The 18,256-nt window shown below is 62.8% G+C and carries 10 protein-coding genes; 6 read left to right on the forward strand and 4 right to left on the reverse strand.

Going from position 1 to position 18,256, the window contains the following annotated elements:
- Nucleotides 1-62: 62 nt before the first annotated feature.
- Nucleotides 63-1,397, reverse strand: coding sequence for a tRNA 5-hydroxyuridine modification protein YegQ (gene yegQ / locus ACNQP3_RS09030; protein WP_060492971.1), 1,335 nt, complete (start codon nt 1,395-1,397; stop codon nt 63-65).
- 133 nt (nt 1,398-1,530) lie between these two features.
- Here yegQ and ACNQP3_RS09035 point away from each other — a divergent pair, with 133 nt between their 5' ends.
- Complete coding sequence (locus tag ACNQP3_RS09035) at nt 1,531-2,595, forward strand: AI-2E family transporter (protein ID WP_069943040.1); 1,065 nt, start codon at nt 1,531-1,533, stop codon at nt 2,593-2,595.
- 51 nt (nt 2,596-2,646) lie between these two features.
- Nucleotides 2,647-4,056 carry a PLP-dependent aminotransferase family protein gene (locus ACNQP3_RS09040; protein WP_264316951.1) on the forward strand — a complete coding sequence of 470 codons (1,410 nt, stop codon included), beginning with the start codon at nt 2,647-2,649 and terminating at the stop codon, nt 4,054-4,056.
- Here the strand turns inward: ACNQP3_RS09040 and panB are convergent.
- The 3 genes from panB to ACNQP3_RS09055 all read right to left on the reverse strand — a co-directional run bounded on the left by panB (nt 4,044) and on the right by ACNQP3_RS09055 (nt 6,974).
- Nucleotides 4,044-4,859, reverse strand: coding sequence for a 3-methyl-2-oxobutanoate hydroxymethyltransferase (gene panB, locus ACNQP3_RS09045; RefSeq protein ID WP_060515238.1), 816 nt, complete (start codon nt 4,857-4,859; stop codon nt 4,044-4,046). The genes ACNQP3_RS09040 and panB overlap by 13 nt on opposite strands.
- Before the next feature lie 146 nt (nt 4,860-5,005).
- Nucleotides 5,006-5,833 (reverse strand): phosphonoacetaldehyde hydrolase, encoded by an 828-nt coding sequence (gene phnX / locus ACNQP3_RS09050; RefSeq protein WP_264316952.1) that lies wholly within the window; start codon nt 5,831-5,833, stop codon nt 5,006-5,008.
- A 34-nt stretch (nt 5,834-5,867) separates the two neighbouring features.
- A complete protein-coding gene (locus ACNQP3_RS09055) occupies nt 5,868-6,974 on the reverse strand; it encodes a 2-aminoethylphosphonate--pyruvate transaminase (RefSeq protein ID WP_012271496.1) in 1,107 nt (368 codons plus the stop codon).
- Nucleotides 6,975-7,086: 112 nt separating this feature from the next.
- Here ACNQP3_RS09055 and ACNQP3_RS09060 point away from each other — a divergent pair, with 112 nt between their 5' ends.
- The 4 genes from ACNQP3_RS09060 to ACNQP3_RS09075 all read left to right on the forward strand — a co-directional run bounded on the left by ACNQP3_RS09060 (nt 7,087) and on the right by ACNQP3_RS09075 (nt 18,167).
- A complete protein-coding gene (locus ACNQP3_RS09060; protein ID WP_060492968.1) occupies nt 7,087-7,950 on the forward strand; it encodes a LysR substrate-binding domain-containing protein in 864 nt (287 codons plus the stop codon).
- Nucleotides 7,951-7,988: 38 nt separating this feature from the next.
- Entirely contained in the window at nt 7,989-9,011 is a 1,023-nt protein-coding gene (locus ACNQP3_RS09065; RefSeq protein ID WP_264316953.1) for an AraC family transcriptional regulator, read from the forward strand.
- A 225-nt stretch (nt 9,012-9,236) separates the two neighbouring features.
- The gene (locus ACNQP3_RS09070; RefSeq protein ID WP_416469550.1) at nt 9,237-13,571 is read left to right on the forward strand and encodes an NEL-type E3 ubiquitin ligase domain-containing protein; all 4,335 of its coding nucleotides are present in this window, start codon (nt 9,237-9,239) and stop codon (nt 13,569-13,571) included.
- Between the two features lie 69 nt (nt 13,572-13,640).
- On the forward strand, nt 13,641-18,167 hold the full coding sequence (locus ACNQP3_RS09075) for an NEL-type E3 ubiquitin ligase domain-containing protein (protein WP_264316955.1): 4,527 nt from the start codon (nt 13,641-13,643) through the stop codon (nt 18,165-18,167).
- Nucleotides 18,168-18,256: the final 89 nt, after the last annotated feature.

Below are 18,256 nucleotides of genomic sequence, written 5' to 3' on the forward strand. Positions count from 1 at the left end.
GGAGAGCCACGATGTTCGCTGCCGCCGCCTGTCAGGCAGCTGAGGTGCACATTACAGCGCTGTCAGCTTGCGGCCTCGTCAGCGCCGAGGTCGCGCATCAGCAGGCCGTAGTCGAGGGTTACCTGCTCCGGGATCGGCAGATACACCACATGGCCATCGCCCGGCGCCACCTCGATGGCCTGCTGCTGGCGGTCGCACAGGCGGTGCAGGTCGAAGTGGTAATTGCCGCGCGGGGTCATCAACTCCAGGTGGTCGCCCACGGCGAAGCGGTTTTTCACCTTGACCTCGGCCAGGCCGTCGACGCGCACGCCGGTCAACTCGCCAACGAACTGCTGACGCTCGGACACGGAATTGCCGCGCTGGTAGTTTTGGTACTCGTCGTGCACGTGGCGGCGCAGGAAGCCTTCGGTGTAGCCGCGTTGTGCGAGCGATTCGAGGTTGCCCATCAGGGCGCGGTCGAATGGCCGCCCGGCCACCGCGTCGTCGATCGCCTGGCGATACGACTGCACTGCGCGGGCACAGTAGAAGTGCGATTTGGTGCGGCCCTCGATTTTCAACGAATGCACGCCCATCCCGGCCAGGCGCTCGACGTGCTGGATGGCGCGCAGGTCCTTGGCATTCATGATGTAGGTGCCGTGTTCATCTTCGAACGCCGGCATTTCAGTGCCAGGGCGGTTGCTTTCCTGCAGCAGGAATACCTGCTCGGTAGGGGCGCCCAGGCCCAGGGTGGGCTGCACTTCGCGCACGATATCGCCGGTGGCGTTCTCGGTGGCGGGCGTGGCGTCGTACTTCCAGCGGCAGGCGTTGGTGCAGGTGCCCTGGTTGGCGTCACGCTTATTGAGGTAGCCCGACAGCAGGCAGCGGCCGGAGTAGGCCATGCACAGGGCGCCGTGGACGAACACCTCCAGCTCCATGTCCGGCACCTGCTGGCGAATTTCTTCGATCTCTTCCAGCGACAGCTCCCGTGACAGGATCACCCGGCTCAGGCCCAGTTGCTGCCAGAATTGCACACTGGCCCAGTTGACTGTGTTGGCCTGCACCGACAGGTGTACCGGCATCTGCGGGAAGTGCTGGCGCACCAGCATGATCAGGCCGGGGTCGGACATGATCAGCGCGTCTGGCGCCATCTCGATCACGGGCGCCAGGTCCTTGAGGAATGTCTTGAGCTTGGCATTGTGCGGGGCGATGTTGACCACCACGTAGAAGCGCTTGCCCAGGGCGTGTGCCTCCTGGATGCCCAGCGCCAGGTTGGCGTGGTCGAATTCGTTGTTACGCACTCGCAAGCTGTAGCGCGGCTGGCCGGCGTAGACCGCGTCGGCGCCGTAGGCAAAGGCGTAGCGCATGGTCTTGAGGGTGCCGGCGGGGGCCAGCAATTCGGGCTTGGCGGTAGGGTTCATGTGCGCACCAGGGCAAAAGGCGCGGATGCTAGGGCCAGTGGCAAACACGCGTATTGATTTGCATCAAGGGAGTAACGGCACTTTTAGCCAGCCGGTGAGCACTAATATCCCAGAAGCCACGCGAGAACCTGCGATGAACGAAACCGCGCTACAGAACAAAGCCCTGGCCGTACTCCTGGCGCTGGTGACCATCGCCTTCTTCTGGATCCTGCTGCCGTACTACGGCGCCATCTTCTGGGCGGTGATCCTTGGCATCCTGTTCGCCCCGCTGCAGCGCCACCTGCTGATCCGTTTCGGACGGCGGCGCAACCTGGCCGCCGCCGCGACCACACTGGTGTGCCTGCTGGTGGCGATCCTGCCGGTGATCATCACCAGTGCGCTGCTGGTACAAGAGGGCGCCACGCTGTACCAGCGCATCGAAAGCGGGCAACTGGACATCGCCGGATACGTCGAGCACGGCAAGGACATGCTCCCGGCATTCGCCCAGCATGGCCTGGACAACATGGGCATGGGCAACCTCGACGGGTTGCGCGACAAGATCACCAAGTGGGCAACCCAGGGTAGCCAGGCACTGGCTAGCCAGGCGTTCAGTTTTGGCCAGGGCACATTCGAGTTCGTGATCAGTTTTGGCATCATGATGTACCTGCTGTTCTTCTTCCTGCGTGAAGGGCCCGAGGTGGCCCGTCGGGTGCGGCTGGCCGTGCCACTGCCTGAGCACCAGAAGCGTCGTTTGCAGCTGAAGTTCAACCGTGTGGTGCGGGCGACCGTGAAAGGCAACGTGCTGGTGGCCATTACCCAGGGCGCGCTGGGCGGTTTCATCTTCTGGGTGCTGGATATTCCGAGTGCATTGGTGTGGGCGGTGCTGATGGCGTTCTTGTCGCTGCTGCCGGCGGTAGGCGCTGGGATCGTCTGGGCGCCGGTGGCCGCGTATTTCCTGCTGACTGGGGCGATACTGCCTGGGGTGATCCTGACCGCGTTCGGTGTGCTGGTGATCGGCCTGGTGGACAACCTGCTGCGGCCGATCCTGGTGGGCAAGGACACACGCATGCCAGACTATCTGATCCTGGTGTCGACCCTGGGCGGGCTGGCGGTGTTCGGCCTCAACGGCTTCGTGATCGGGCCATTGATCGCGGCGCTGTTCATGTCCAGCTGGGGGATCTTCGCGGCAACCAAACCCCAGGTGCAATTACCCCAGTAGGGGTTTACCGACGTGCCCAAGGTTGGGTTCAATGCCGTCCCTGGCGCCGTTATGGAAAACAGCCAAATCGACAAGCCCAACTTTACCTACCAGGCGGTCTACGGCTACTTGCTCGACAGGATCGAGGCCGCACCTGCCGATGTGGAGCAGCGTCTGCCGTCGCTGCGCCAGCTTGCGCGGCAATTGCATGTTTCGGTATCGAGTACCCAGTACGCCTATGCGCTGCTCGAAGACGAAGGGCGGGTGTATGCTCGGCCAAAGCAGGGCTACTTCAGCCGAGCCCGTCCCACCGCCATCTGTGTGCAGCATTCGGAAAACCTGCTCGACACCGTATTCGCCAGCGCCCGACAGCCGGGTATGTTGGCCTTGGGCAGCGATGCGCCGGCCATGTTGCTGTCGCTGCAGCAGCCGCTGCTGATGATCGAGCGCGAACTGGCGCGTCAATACCCGCATTCTTTGGCGCCGCTGTATCAGCCCTTCGGTGAGCCCGAGTTGCGCACGGTACTGGCCGACCGCTACACCCGCTCGGCACAGCAGTACTGGAGCGCCGATCACGTGTTCATCGGCGCGGACCTGCGCAGTGTGCTGGAAGTGTCCTTACGCGCCCTGGGCCTCGAAGGCCAGCTGGCATTGGTGGAGTCGCCCTGCAACTGGGCAGTGCTGAGGCAATTGCAGGCTGCGCGCATGACCATCATCGAAGTGCCCTTGGGTGATGACGGGCGTTTCGATTTGCAGCAGGTTCACCGGCTGTTGCGCGATCAGCCGATACGCCTGGCCGTGCTGTCGTCGGCGGCCAACGTACCCCAGGGTGGTCTGATGCCTGCGTCAGACAAGCAGCTGGTCTGCCGCTGGCTTGCCAAGCACGCTGTGTGGCTGTTTGAAAACGATGGCTACGGCGAGTTGTGCTTCCACGCCGGAGCACCGCGCTACCGGGACTTCGCCGACCCTGACCGGCTGCTGGTGTTTTCGACCTTCGACAAACTGATTGGCGCAGAGGCGCCCTTTGGCTACCTGCTTTGTCGCAAGCAGACCGAACGCTTTCAGCAGCTGTTCCTGGAACGAGCCTTTCGCTTGTCGCCGATCCGCCAAAGGGCCATCGCCCGGCTTTTCACCTCGCGTCGGGTCGAGTTGCATGTGCAGCGTTTGCTGCCGAAGTTGCGCGAGCGTTTACAGCAGATGAGGCGGCTACTGGAAGCGCACGGCCAGGGCTGCCTGCGCATCGCCGAGTCGCAGGGCGGGGCCAGCCTGTGGCTGCAGGCGACCCGGCCGGTGGATATGCGCCGGGTCTTCGAGCGGTTGCTGGCGCAGCGTATCGTCATTGCGCCCGGTGAAATTTTCAGCCAGTGCGGCCTTTGGCGCAGTCATCTGCGGCTGTGCTGCACGGTGGACTGGAGCAAGGATATCGCCCAGGCGCTGCAATGCCTGGTCAAGGCCATCGAGGATGAACTTCACACTCCGTAACAATGGTGCATGGCAGGGAAGGTGCCGTCGCGCACCTCATCAGCGTAGCGGGCGCAGGCTTCACGGATTGCCAGGCCGAGGTCGGCATACTGCTTGACGAAGCGTGGCACGTGCGCGCCACCGAGCCCTAGCAGGTCTTCGGTGACCAGCACCTGGCCATCGCAGGCGGGGGAAGCGCCAATGCCGACAGTGGGTTTGTCGGTGGCCTGGGTGATGGCGCGGGCCACGGGTTCGGCTACGCCTTCCAGCAAAAGGCTGAAAGCGCCAGCGTGCAGGTTGGCTTGCGCGTCGGCCCGTAACGCTGCAGCGCTGTCCGGGCTCAACCCCTGGGCTTTGTAGCCGCCCATGGCATTGACGAACTGCGGCATCAGGCCGATGTGCGCCATGATCGGTATCCCTCTTGCGACCAGGAACTCGACGGTGCTGGCCAACGCCTGGTTCGCTTCCAGCTTGAGTGCGTCGCAGCCGGTGCTGGCCAATACTTGGGCACAATTGCGAAACGCCTGCTCGTGGGATTCCTGATAACTGCCGAACGGCATGTCGGCGATCACGCAGGCCAGGCGGGTGCTGTCGACCACGGCGCGGGTATGGGCGATGGTTTCGTCCAGGCGCATACCCAGTGTGGACGGGCGGCCATAGCCGACCATGGCGGTGGAGTCGCCGACCAGGATGAAGTCGACCAGCGGATCGATCACCCGTGCGATCGAGCTTGAGTAAGCGGTGAGCGAAACGATCTTCTGTCGGCCTTTCATGGCCACCAGTTGCGGCACGGTGAGACGGCTGTTGCGGGTGTGTGTGCTCATCGGGGGTTGGGCATCTCAGAACAGGGATGGCCCATTTTTGGCAACTTGCGGCGGCAACTCAATGTACAGATTCAGGCTGAAAAGCAACCCAGATCAGTCGCGAGATGGTTGACTGAAAAGGGCCGCGAAGCGGCCCCATGGACGGGTCAGAAGGTTTGCGGCATCTCGCCTTTGGCCAGGCACCGGTTGATGTCGGCAATCACTTCGGGCAGTTCATTGATGGTGTCGATCAGGTAGTGCGGGCGGGAACCGGCGAACAGCGCATGGATGCGTTGGCGCTCGCTTTCCAGTTTCTCGGCACTCAGTGCCCGGAAACCTTCCCAGGTCAGCCCCAGCGCGTTGCCCGAGCACACCAGCGCCACGGTCCACATGCCGGCACGGCGGCCTTCGAGAATGCCTGGCACGGTGTCGTCGACCTTCACGCAGGCCGCTACATCGTCGATGCCCAGCGCGATCACGTTGGCCAGGGCCTGGGCCGGCCACGGCCGGCCGTTCGGGGTTTCGTCGGTGGCCACCACGTGGTCCGCCACGTAGCCGTTCTGTGCTGCCAGTTCCACCACCTTGTCCATGACCACTTTCGGGTAGCCCGAGCATGAGCCGATCTTCAGCCCGTCTTGGCGCAGACCGGTCAAGGTCTCAAGGGCACCAGGGATCAGTGCCGAATGTACGGCGATCTTCTCGATTTGCAGCGGCATGAAGCGGTTGTAGATGGCCGTGACGTCATCGTCGGTCGGGGTACGGCCAAACACCTTGCGGTAGCGCTCGGCAATTTCCGGCACGTCGCACAGGGTGCGGATATGGTCCCATTTGCCCATGCCCATCGGGCCACGGGCTTCTTCGATGGACACCTGCACATCGAATTCGGCGAAGGCTTCGACGAAGATCTGGGTGGGAGCGAAGGAGCCGAAATCGACCACGGTGCCGGCCCAGTCGAGGATGGCGGCTTGCAGCTGGGTTGGGTTGCTGTAGTTCATGTGCGCTAATTCCTGAATTCGGGTGGGCAAAGGGTCAGATGTCCAGCACTTCCATTTCCCGCAGCACTTGGGCTACGGCATTCACGGCGGCCTGCATGCCGTCCGCCCCGACCACACCGATGCAGCCGACGCGGAAGGTTTCGACTTGGGTCAGCTTGCCTGGGTAGAGGATGAAACCCTTGGCCTTGACCCGCTCATAGAAGTCCTTGAACTGATAGCGGGCATCGTTCGGTGCGTGGAAGGTGACGATGATCGGCGCCTGGATCTCGGCTGGCAGGAAGCTGCGCAGGCCAATGGCAGCCATGCCGTCGAGCAGGGTCTTGCAGTTGTCGGCGTAGCGCTGGTGGCGAGCCGGCAGGCCACCTTCCTCGTTGTATTGCTGCAGCGCTTCATGCAGGGCCGCGACCACGTGGGTGGGCGGGGTGAAGCGCCACTGGCCGGTCTTGGCCATGTAGGCGTGCTGGTCGTGCAGGTCCATGGCCAGCGAGTGGGCATTGCCTTCGGCAGCGGCCAGAGCGGTTTTTTCGGCGAAGACGAAGCCCATGCCTGGGACGCCTTCCAAGCACTTGCCGGAAGCGGCGATCAGCGCCTCGAAGGGAATTTCGCGGGCGTCGATCGGCAGCGCGCCGAACGAACTCATGGCATCGATGATCAGGCGTTTTCCGTGGCGTTTGATCACCTGAGCGATTTCGGGCAACGGGTTGAGAATGCCGGTGCTGGTTTCGCAGTGGATCAGCGCAACGTGGGTCACGGCGGGGTCGGCGGCCAGCAGGCGGTCGACGTCGGCGGCGGTGGTCGGCTGGTCTTCGGCGGTTTCGAAGGTGCTGTAGGGACGGCCCAGCACTTTGCAGATCTTCGCCAGGCGCTGGCCATAGGCGCCATTGATCAGCACCAGCACCTTGCCATCGCGTGGCACCAGGGTGCCGATGGCCGCTTCCACGGCGAAGGTGCCGCTGCCTTGCAGCGGCACGCAGTGGTGGCTGGCGCTGCCGTCGATGATCGCCAGCAGTTGCTCGCACACACTGGCGGTCAGTTGATTGAAGTCGCGGTCCCAGGAGCCCCAGTCCACCAGCATGGCTTGGCGGGTGCGGATTGATGTGGTCAGGGGACCTGGGGTCAGCAGAATCGGGGCGTTGCTCATTCCGTTATTCCTCACAAGCGGTGGGCTGAAACTACGGGGCCTAGGTTGCAATTCACGCTGCCATCAATCAAATTGTTTGTTGTTATCCCAGCTATAAGTCAGGCCGATAATTATGAACCTGTTCCAGTTGCGCGCTTTCGATGCCGTGGCCCGTGAGGGCAGCTTTACCCGTGCTGCCGAGCGTCTGTTCATCAGCCAGCCGGCGGTGACCGGGCATGTGAAGGCACTGGAGGAGCATTACCAGATCACCTTGCTGCGGCGTACTGCACGGCGAGTGGAACTGACCGAAGAGGGTACCCGCCTGGCGGCCATTACCCGCGCCATGTTCGGTCTGGCTGAAGAAGCGCAAGCCATGCTCGAGGCCAACCGCCAGTTGCTGACCGGGCGCCTGGAGGTCGCCGCCGACGGTCCGCACCGGGTCATGCCCATGCTGGCGCAGTTGCGCGAACGCTACCCTGGCATCACCGTCAACTTGCGCCTGGGCAACGCACAGGAGACGCTGGCTGCGCTGTTGTCCGAACATGCCGATGTGGCGGTGTTGACCGAAATCGAACCGCGCAAGGGCCTGTATCTGCAGAACCTGTGCGAATCGCGACTATGCGCGCTGTTGCCAGCGGGGCATGCCTGGGCCGATGGCGAAGGTGACTTACCCCTGGCCGAGCTGCACCAGCAGATCATGGTGCTGCGCGAGCCCAGTTCGACTACCCGACGCACCTTCGACAAGGCCTGCGGCACTGCCGGTGTGCAGCCACGTGTGCAACTGGAGCTGGACAGCCGTGAGGCGGTTACCGAGGCGGTGGCATCGCAGCTTGGCATTGGTGTGGTGTCGTCCACGGAAGTGGCCAACGACCCCCGAGTGGTGGCGCGGCCGCTGGCCGGGCAGGGCCTGGTCAACCAGCACATGGTCGGCTGCCTTGAGCGGCGCCGTGAGTTACGCTTGATCCAGGCATTCCTGGGCCTGGCGGCCAGCCTCTGAGCCGGCCTAAGATGGCGACATAACCTGATGGACTGCTGATGAGCGAGAAAGACACCATTTCCATGCAACTGGTGCGCGAGGCCCTGTTGCAGACCTGCCCGGCAGGCGAGCCGGATGCTGCGTTGCTGGCGCGCGCCGGTATCGATGCCGGGCAGTTGCAAGCCCCGGATGCTCGCGTCAGTGCCGAGGCCTATGCCCGGCTCTGGCGCTTGCTGGCGCGGCGTTGCAATGACGAATTCTTCGCCATGGACCCGCGCGGCCTGCGCGGCGGCAGCCTGGCGTTCCTGTGCCGGGCGAGCATGGCACAGCCAACTTTGGGCGAGGGCCTGGAAACCGCGCTGGCGTTTCTTTCGCTGATGCTCGAAGACCTGCAGCCAAGCCTGGTGCGTCAGCAGGGCCTGGCGGAAATTGTCATCAATGAGCCGCGCGACCTGCCACGGCGTGCGTTCACCTATTTCACATTCTGGATGATCGTGCATGGAGTGGCCTGCTGGCTGGCCGGGCGACGCATTGCCATTCTGGCCATTGAGCTGCGCTGTGCCGAACCACCGTATTGTGACGATTACCGGGTGATGTTTTCCGAGAACCTGCAGTTCGAGCGGCCACGCACTCGCATGATCATCAGTGCCGACTGCCTCGACGTGCCGCTGCGCCGCAGCTCTGAGGACCTGCAGCGCTTTCTGGCCGAGGCGCCCGGCAACATCCTGGTCAAGTACCGTGACCCGGCCAGCCTGGGGCGGCGTATCCGCGCCGACTTGCTGCAATTGGACCCGTCCTGCTGGCCGGATGCCGATGCCCTGGCACGACAATTGTGCCTGTCCCCGTCCACCTTGCGCCGTCGGCTGGCGGAGGAGGGGCAGAGTTACCAGGTGCTCAAGGACAGTGTCCGGCGTGAACTGGCCATCGCCTGGTTAAGCCAGGTCGAAGCGCCCATGGGGGAAATTGCCGAGCGCCTTGGGTTTGCCGATGGCAGTTCGTTCTACAAGGCATTTCGCAAGTGGTTCGGTTGCAACCCTGGGCACTACCGTGCACTGATTCAGGCCCAAGGGGCGGCGGGTTGAAGGGTGGAGGTTCCCACTGCCGCTGACACTGGCGTGCAGGCAGGTTGTCGGTTTTTCCATCGCAAGGAGACCGACATGCCGCAGACTCAAGTCAATCCCAAAGAACAGAATGCCGATAGGGAGTTCATTGCCGAGCAACTGCCCGCTTGGCTGAGCAATGCCACGCCACGGCAACTCAATACACTGCGCAGCAAGGTGGCAGCGCACCATGCGAGCCAGCGCCGCGTGGCTGCCGTGACGCGGCAACTCCAGCCTTTGCACACGTTCGCCAAGCAGCAGCTCGAACAGGCCATGCAGGCCCGGATGGGGTTGACGCTCGACCTTGACCAGGCGACTTGGCGAGAAGAGCGCAGGCGCTTGAAAATCGTGCAAGGGACGGTGCGGGAGTTCACCTCTTACTTCGTCAGGGTACCTGCGCTGCAAAAAATGATGCAGAACTTCAAGGAGGCTGAATCGTTCTTCTCCGACACTGCGCTGGTGCAGGCCGCCCAACAGGGGGCTAGCGGCGAAGCGACCCTGAGCAGTGACATTGACGGCCTTGTCAGCCTGTGCCGGCAAACGGATGTAGGCGCAGCCTACCAGCGACATTTGGCGCAGGTGTTGACCAGTGACTTCGAGCGCGATCTGGTCGCGGACAAACGCTGCGAACTGGCGTTGGCGGTCGAGATAGCGGCCATGAAGCGCCAGCTGGGTGACGATGAATTGCGCCTGCTGCGCCAAGCGCTAGCGGGTACACCCATCACGCACCCCCGTAGCACGCGCGTAGTGGTCGGTGGCCTGAAGGTGCTGGGGTGCCGGGTGGATGGCGCGCTTGCATTTGAACTGCTCTTTTCGTGGGGTAAACCCAGCAGCCCGTTTCCGTCGCCGGAACAGACTGTTGGGGTATTGTTGTACCTGCCTGATGATGTTGAGCAGCCACTGCGTTACTTCGATGGGTGGCAGGCGGCCAATCAGGCATTGGTCGCGGCTTTTGCACATGACGGTTACCGGCAGGGCATCGAGCGCCGTATCACCCTTGAAGACCGGGTGAAGTACATGACATTGCTCGGGACGCGTCTGCTCGATAGCAGCCCCGATCTGGATCCCGCCGTGGAACGAGGTTCGGCTGCGGGAATCAGTGACATGGCTGCCTGGCACGTGCGGCGAATCAAGAGCGACGCACGCTTTATGGCCGTACCCACGGCACAGGCCGATGCCGCCGCGGCTGCCCAGCGTCTGAAGGACCTTGAAAGCGCAGGCCTTGCGCTGCTCGGCCTGGCGAGTTTTTTTGTGCCAGGAATAGGCGAACTCTTGCTGCTTGACTGGGGGCGGCAGCTGCTTGGCCACGTCTATGAGGGCGTCAAGGACTGGAGCCAAGGGCATCAGCACGAAGCCGTTGACCACCTGCTGCAACTGGCCAGCGACCTTGCCGCCACGGGGCTGGTGGCGGGAGGCGTCGCCCTTGCCCGCAGCCCGTTTTTCGATGTGCTGGAGCCGGTCACCACCGAAGCGGGCGGGCAACGTTTGTGGCGATGCGATCTGCAACCCTACCGCCAGGCCAAGCCCAGCGAGCCGCTGATCGAGCAGGATAACGGGTTGTACAGCGATGGTAGCGGCCACTGGTGGCGTGACGAGCAGGGTTATTACCGCGTGCGGCAGGACGCCAGGGGGAACTGGCGTCTTTTGCATCGGGACGGCCATGATACCTATGGGCCGGCCTTGCGAGGCAATGGCGAACGTGCTTGGCGCCTGACCTTCGAACGCCCATTGGAATGGCAGGGTGAGACGAAGCTGCTGAGCCGTCTATGGCCATCGGCAAGGGATTTGGGTAGCGAGCGTGTTACGCAGATTCTCAAGGTTGCCGATGTCGATGAGGCGCACCTGCGTGGCCTGTTGGTGGAGGGGCGACGTCTGCCAGTCTGCTTGCGCGATACGCTGGAACGATTTTCGGTGGATGCGCGAGCACAACGTTTCTTCCAGGCGATGACGCCGAACGAAAGCGATACTGAGCTCTGGCAGTGGTGTGTCGATAGGCTGCAATTGGCAGGCTTGCCACTGGATGAGCAGGTGGCTTCGCTCCACGCGCGTGAAGTTAGCCTGCGAGGGCCGCTGCTGGAGCACTTCTCCACCCAGTACCTCGGCGATGACGAGGCGCTGAGCCTGGTGAAAAGAGACTTTCCGACACTCCCTGATGCCTATGCGCTCGAGGTGCTGCAACAGGCCGATGAAACGATGCGCACACGCATGCGCACCGAAGCGCGGCTGCCACTGGCCTTGATGGAGCGAGCGCGTAGCCTGCTACAGGAAGCCCGTCTGGTCCGACTGCGCGAGGCGCTGCACCTGAGGGGCAGTTACCACGCCGATGCAGTTGAACTGCTGTTTGTGTTGCTACGACGACATGGCCTGACGCAGCTCCCGTTCAATCTGATACAGCGTGACCAGTCCGAGAACGGTCGAGTGCTGGCGATGCTGTTTCCCGAAACGCGGGGTCAGCGCAGCCTGGTACTGGTATGGCGAGAAGGCGCCTTCGATCTATACGACGAAAACGGGCTGCGCAGTGGGCTGGAAGCCGCCGAGCCACGAGGCATCTTCGAAGTGTTGGCCGCTTGCCTTCCTGAAGCCTATCGGCAGCGTCAGGGCTGGGTGGGTGATGATGTCCCGGCACGTATCCGGGCGTCGATGCAAGGCTGGGTGCCAGCGCAACGGCAGGCGTTGCTGCGTCTGCTTGGCTGGCGCGAAGCACGCCCGCTCGCGTCGTCCTTGCAGCGCCTTGCTGACGGCCGGGTCGGTTACCTGCTCAGTGGGCGGGCCACATCGTCAGTGCCGTCAGGGCAGGTCATGCGCCAGCGGATTCGCAGCCTTTACCCAGCTTTCGACGAGCAAGAGGTCGAGCGCTTCCTGCGGACGCTCATGCGCTCTGCTGGCTCGGCCTATTCGAGCCTGCTGCGCATGGAGCAGGAATATCAGCGCCTGGATGAGCATTTGCAAACCTGGACGGAGGCCGTCTCGGCCCGTGCGAGAAACACCCGGCAGGAGGTTGCCGATGCTTTCCGGCGTGTCTGGCGGCTGGAGGGTGAGGAGGTAGTCGATGGCAATGGTGAGACGGCCGGCTTGCGCCTGAGTATCGTCGCGTGGTCGGTGGGGGAGCTGCCAAGCATACCCGCCGGTACCGACTTCGCTCATGTGATCGACCTGCTGCTGGTGGGGTTGCGTCTGGAGGCGCTGCCGCCAGGTTTTCTACGCAGCTTCCCTGCCGTGCGGCGTCTGGACCTGAGCAACAATGCCTTGAGTGCGTTGCCTGAACATCTAACCCAGCTGCGTGGCTTACGGCACTTGCATCTGCGGCGCAACAGGATCCGTGTGGCGGCAAACCAGTCCAGTGCCTTGGCTGCTCTGCCTGATTTGCGAACGCTTGATTTGAGCGAGAATCCGTTGGGTGCAATCAGCCTTGATTTCAATCAGTTGTCCCGTCTACGTGATTTGCGGCTGTTTCGTTGCGGCTTGCGGCGGGTGCCGGCAGGGTTGGAGTGGTTGGGGATGCTGGAGCATGCCGATCTGCGCAACAACCAGTTCAACGACCTGCCAGAGGCCCTGCTCAATGCCCCGGAACCTCTGCGTCGAGTAATAGCTGTGCAAGGGAACGCGTTGTCGGCGCAGGTCACCGAGCGCTTGTATGCTCAACCTGCACACGTGGGCGTAAGCGGCAACAGGGTGGAGGTGAGGGAGGGTGAGGCTGGCTGGCTGGCTACCCTGGAGGGGGAGGATATTGAAAATCGACGCCGCCAATGGCAAGCACTGCAGCGTGAGCCGGGAAGCAATGCGTTCTTTCAACTGCTCGATGAGCTAACCAGGAGCTCGGACTACCGTCTGGTGCGCTCCGATCTAAGCCGACGTGTCTGGGCGATGGTCGAGGCGCTCAACCAGGACACACGCATGCGCGAGGAGCTGTTCGAACTGGCGGCCGATCCGCGTACTTGCGTAGACAGTGTTGCCAGTTGCTTCGGTCATTTGGAGGTGCGCCAACAGGTGCTCCAGGCCACTGACGGGGGTGATCCGTTGACCACACGTGATGCGCGGCTGCTGTTGGCCCGGCGCCTCTTCCGGCTCGACCGGGTGGAAGCGTTTGCGCGGCAGGACTTCCAGTCCCGATCGCAACTGGCGAATGCTGAAGACGTGGACGAGGTGGAAGTCAGCCTTGCCTATCGCGTCGGGCTCTCGGTGCGGCTCGATCTGATCGGGCAGCCACGGACCATGCAGTTTCGCGCGATTGCCGGGGTGAGCCGCAGTGACCTGGACAGGGTCTACCAAGCTGTGCAGGAGGCGGAAGCGAGTGACGAACTTGCGCTGTTCATCAGCCAACGTGACTTCTGGTTGCCAGTACTGCGCGCGCAGCGGGCCGAAGATTTCGCGGCGTTGGAGGAACAGTTCGACACGCAACTGCAGGCACTGGATGAGCGAAAGGAGACGCTTGGCAGTGCCGCGTACGTGCAACAAGCCAACCAGATAGGCAAGGACCGTGAAGTGGCGCTGAATGCATTGGCCCTGCGCTTGACTCGCGAAGCGCTGCTGGCGCGGCCGTGAATGTAACCGGGGGCGAATCACGGGCATGGCTGCATTTCCTTGTGCCTTGCCCAGAGCAGGTTGGCGAGCATGCCAGCCTCATTCTTCGCTCCCGGGATTGCCATGATTTCCAGCACCTCCAACCTTGAAACCAGCCATCAGAAAGCAACTGATGATTTCATTGCCGCCAGGCTACCTGACTGGTTGAAACGGGCCAGCCAGGCCCAGATCATCGCCCTGCGCACCAGCCTCAACACACATCAGGCCAGCCAGGCCCGTTTGCGTGGGCTCACGCAGACCCTGCAACCCCTGCAGGTGTTCGCCCAACAGCATCTGCAGGGTGTGCTGGTGAAGCCACTGCCAGTAGGCATGACCCTCGCAGGGCTGGAATGGCTGCAGGTTTCACCGCGCATCGGTACCTTCCCCGGTACGCTTCAGCAGACCTATCACTACTCGGCCACCCGCCGGGATGGTTTGCTGAGGCTGATGGGTAATTTCGGCCCTGACGAATCGTTTTTCCTGGGCACCGGGCTGGTTCTCCCGGGGCGAGATGACTTGCTGACCGGCACGCCCGAGCAATTGGTTGCAGCATGCCGTGCGCTGGATGTGGGTCGGCTTTACCAGGACGAGCTGGCGCGGACGTTCAATGCCACCACCGAGGGCATCCTTGCCCAGGACAAACGTTCGGGCCTGGCATTGGCTGCGCAAGTCGCGATGCTCAAGGGTGACATCGACGAGCAGGTACAGCATGCCTTGCTGCAGGTGGTGGAGGGCGGTGGCCCCCATTCTGACACAGGCCTGCATGGTTACCCTGGCCTGCTGGAGGTGTTGGGCCAACGTGTGGCTGACGGGCTGTTCATTCGCCTGCGAGACTCTGTTGGCCAGGACCGAGGGGTGGTGCTCTACCTGCCCAGTGATCCCGTGCAGGCGCTGCGCCGTTTCGATTCCACAGAGGCCATGAACGCTGCAATGGCTGCAACGTTGCAAGAGAAGGGCTACCGAGACTACTTCACCCAGCTCATCAGCTTGCGACAGCGGGCGAGCTTCGCTGGTCTGCTGAGTGCGCGCCTCTCGGATCCACAGCCCGACCTGGCGTTGAGGGGCCCTACAGCCTTCGGGGACCTGTTCGCTGCGCTGGCTGCGCAACAGGTGCAGCGAGTCAAGGACGATGCTCGCCTGTTGCTGGTACCCACCGCGGACGCCGATGCTGCAGCGGCCCGTGCGCGTCGGGCTGCCTGGCGTGCCGCGGGCCTCGATCTGCTCAACCTGGCGGGGCTTTTCATCCCTGTCGTAGGGGCGATATTGCTTGGTCAGCTGGTGGTGCAGACGCTTGGCGAGGTTTTCGAGGGCGTCAGGGATTGGGCCCGTGGGCACCAGCACGAAGCCCTGGAGCATATGCTGGGTGTAGCTGAAACGGTGGCTGCGACGGCGTTGACCGTGGCGGGTGTGAGCGTTCTGCGCAGCGCCTTCGTCGATGGCCTGCAGCCTGTGAGCGTGGGCGGGCGGCGTGGCCTGTTGGGTTCCGATGACATTACGGCCTATGAGTCGACCCCAGGCACCATCGCCCTACGTGACGATGGGCTCTACGGCGACGAGAGCAGGCGCTGGATGCGCAGGGGCCAGCGTTACTATGAGGTACAGCGCAGCGAGCCTGAAGCCCCTTACCGCTTGTGTCACCCCAGTGGCGAAAAGGCGTACGGGCCGGCCGTGCTGCACAACGGCGAGCGTAGCTGGCGCCTGATGCAGGACCAGCCGCAGCGCTGGAGCGACGTGGCCATGATGCTCGATACCCTGTGGCCGCAGCATCCTTCCATTGACGCACAGCGGGCTGCGCAGGTGCTGCGGGTAGCCGGTGTGGATGCCGAGGAGTTGCGGGGCGTGCTGGTGGAAAACCGACCGGCGCCTGTCAACTTGCGAGAGACCTTGCGGCGCTTCGAAGCCCATGCCCGTATCGAGGCGTTTTTCACTCGTCTGGCCAGCTACTCGCTTGTCACCCAAGACAGTGCATTGCTCGCCTGGTGTGAGGCTCGTGCTGGCAGCACCAACAGCGACGTCCTGCTGCGCCAGCAAGCTGCCCTGTGGGGGCCTCTTCTCGACCACCTGAGCAGTTCGCCAGCTGGCGATGACGCTCTGCTGACGTTGATAAGGCGGGACTTTGCCGGTTTGCCGGAAGCTTATGCGCAGTCGCTGGCGGCGCAGTTCAGCGAAGGCGAGCGGTTCCTGGCAATGTCAGGTGGGCGTGTGACGCTGAATTTAGCAAGCAAGGCCCGCGCGCTGCTGCGTCTGGCCAGATTGAACCGTGCACTCGAAGGGCTTTACCTGCCCGGCAGCTACTGCAACGAAACCGGCGAACTGGCTTTCGCGCTGCTTCAGAAGGAAGTGGAAAGCAGCAACGGTGTGTCTGCCAATGCCCTTGACCTGCAATTGCGTGAAAGCGCACCGGACGGGCATTTGCTCAAGGCCGTGGGCCCCGCTGGCGTCCCCCGGATGCGTCGGGTAGTGGTGCGCAAAGACGGGCGCTTCCATCTCTATGATGGCTTGGGCCGTGCGTTGCCGTTCGGCGCTGGTGATTCGGCAAACCTGTACGACATGCTTGCCGCGGCCTTGGCACCTGAGCACCGCACGGCGCTTGGCATGGCTGAAAACGATATGGGAACGCAGCTACGTCAGCGACTGCTGGCACGACTTCCCGCTACGCACCAGGAGGTTGTCGAACTGTTGCAATGGCCAACCCAGGTGCAGTGGTTCAACCCTGGGCGACGCTTGGCTGATGGCCGGGTTGGCTATCTGCTCAGTGGCCGTGGTACGGGCGACAGCCACTCACTGCCGGCACGTGTTCGTGAGCGCTTGCGCCAGCTTTATCCAGGGCTGGATGAGGCACAGCTGGATCAGGAACAGGCACTGCTGATGAATAGGCAGCAATCCGCCTATGAGCGCATTGTAGAGCTTGAGGACGACCAAGATCAGTTGATCCGCCACCTCAACCGCTGGGTCAGCGCAGAGCTGAGCGAAAGGCGCCAGCGGCTTCGCCAGCGATCAGCCGACGCTATTCTGCGTGCCTGGCGCTTGCAGGGCGACTGTATTTACGACCATGCAGGCATGGTGACCGGCCAGCGCCTGTCGCTGAGTGGCGTGCAGCTCAGCAGTTTGCCGGAGTTACCGGCGGCCATCGATTTCCACCGTATTACCACCCTGCGCCTGCAGGAGTCTGCGGTTGATACGGTGCCAGTGAGTTTCTTGTGCCCGTTTACCGCGCTGACCGAGTTGGACATGAGCTTCAACCAACTGCGCAACATTCCGCTCGGGATTGCTTATCTGCCGCAATTGCAGCGTTTGCGCCTGGCACATAACCAGATCCGCCTCAATGCCCAAGCAGTCGGTATTCTGCAGGCTATGCCTGGCTTGTTGCATCTAGACTTGAGCTACAACCGTCTGGAAGACCTCGACCTACGCTTCAACCATCTCTCGGCCCTGACTCACCTGAACCTGCGCCACTGCCGGCTGGGGGCCTGGCCCAGCCGCATCGAACTGTGCGGCCTGCTGGTGCACTGTGATCTGCGCGACAACCAATTGCCGACGCCACCGGAAGCGGTGATTGCAATGCCCTATGCCTGGCGCCGGGGGCTTATCGTTGATCGCAACCCACTGAGGGGGGGTCAACTGCAACGCTTGTACGCGCTGGATCCCATTGAGGAGCATGGGCATCTGCCAGAGTCGATGGGCAAGGTCGACTTGCCTCATGCGCGCAGCCTGTGGCTGCAGCATATTGCCGAAAACGACCGCGCTGCGCGCGCAGTGCTATGGGACGGTCTGCTGGCCGAACCAGACAGTGCGGGTTTTTTTCGTATCCTGGCGTGGTTGGAGCATACCGCTGATTATGCTTCAGCAGTTGCCGGGGGCGGTCGGGAAGTACTTGTGCGTGATGTGTGGGCCATGCTGCAGGCGATGGACGTCAGTCCAGCGCTGCGGTTGCGCGTTTTTGAAGCGGCCAATCAACCGGTTTCCTGCTCGGACATGGTCAGCGATCGGTTCAGCCACATGAATGTACAGGTCTTGTTGGCCAAGGCTGAAGCGGACGCACAAGACCTGACGCAACGGGCGCAGCTCATGGCGTTCGGTCGGCAGCTGTACCGTCTTGACCAGGTGCAGCAGCAGGCCCGCCAGGCGATCCTGCGCCAGGGTGTCGAAGGTGAGCAGGTGGGGCGCTCGGCCTGGTCACTGGCATACCGTGTGCGCTTGCGCGAGCGTCTTGATTTGCCTGGTCAGCCATGGGCGATGCGTTACCCGAACGCTGTCGCGCTGAGCGATCAACACATCAACGATGTGGCTGCGGCTGTCCTCGCCAACGAGACGATCGAGGCGCGCACTCAAAGCCTGGTGAGTCAAGCGTTCTGGGAGACTTTTCTTGGTGAGCAGCACCGGAACTTGTTCGAGTCGCTCAGAACCGACTATCTCCAGCGCAGGGCGAACCTGCGCGCTATCCAGCCACCGCTCTCGGCTGAGCAGCTTCGTTCGCAGGTCGCGGATCTGGAGGATCAGGAGCAACGCGATAGAGAACGATTGCAGGCAGGCCTGACCGAGTCCTACTTGCGTGGCGAGAGTCGGGGCGACGGCTGACCTGCAAGGCGGCCAAACCGGTCATCGAGATTGACAGCTTTGGCCATTGCCGCCGTGCTTGAGCGGCGCGAACATCGTCGGACCGATGG

Source organism: Pseudomonas sp. LFS074 (assembly GCF_047978165.1).
Taxonomy (GTDB): Bacteria; Pseudomonadota; Gammaproteobacteria; order Pseudomonadales; family Pseudomonadaceae; genus Aquipseudomonas; species Aquipseudomonas putida_P.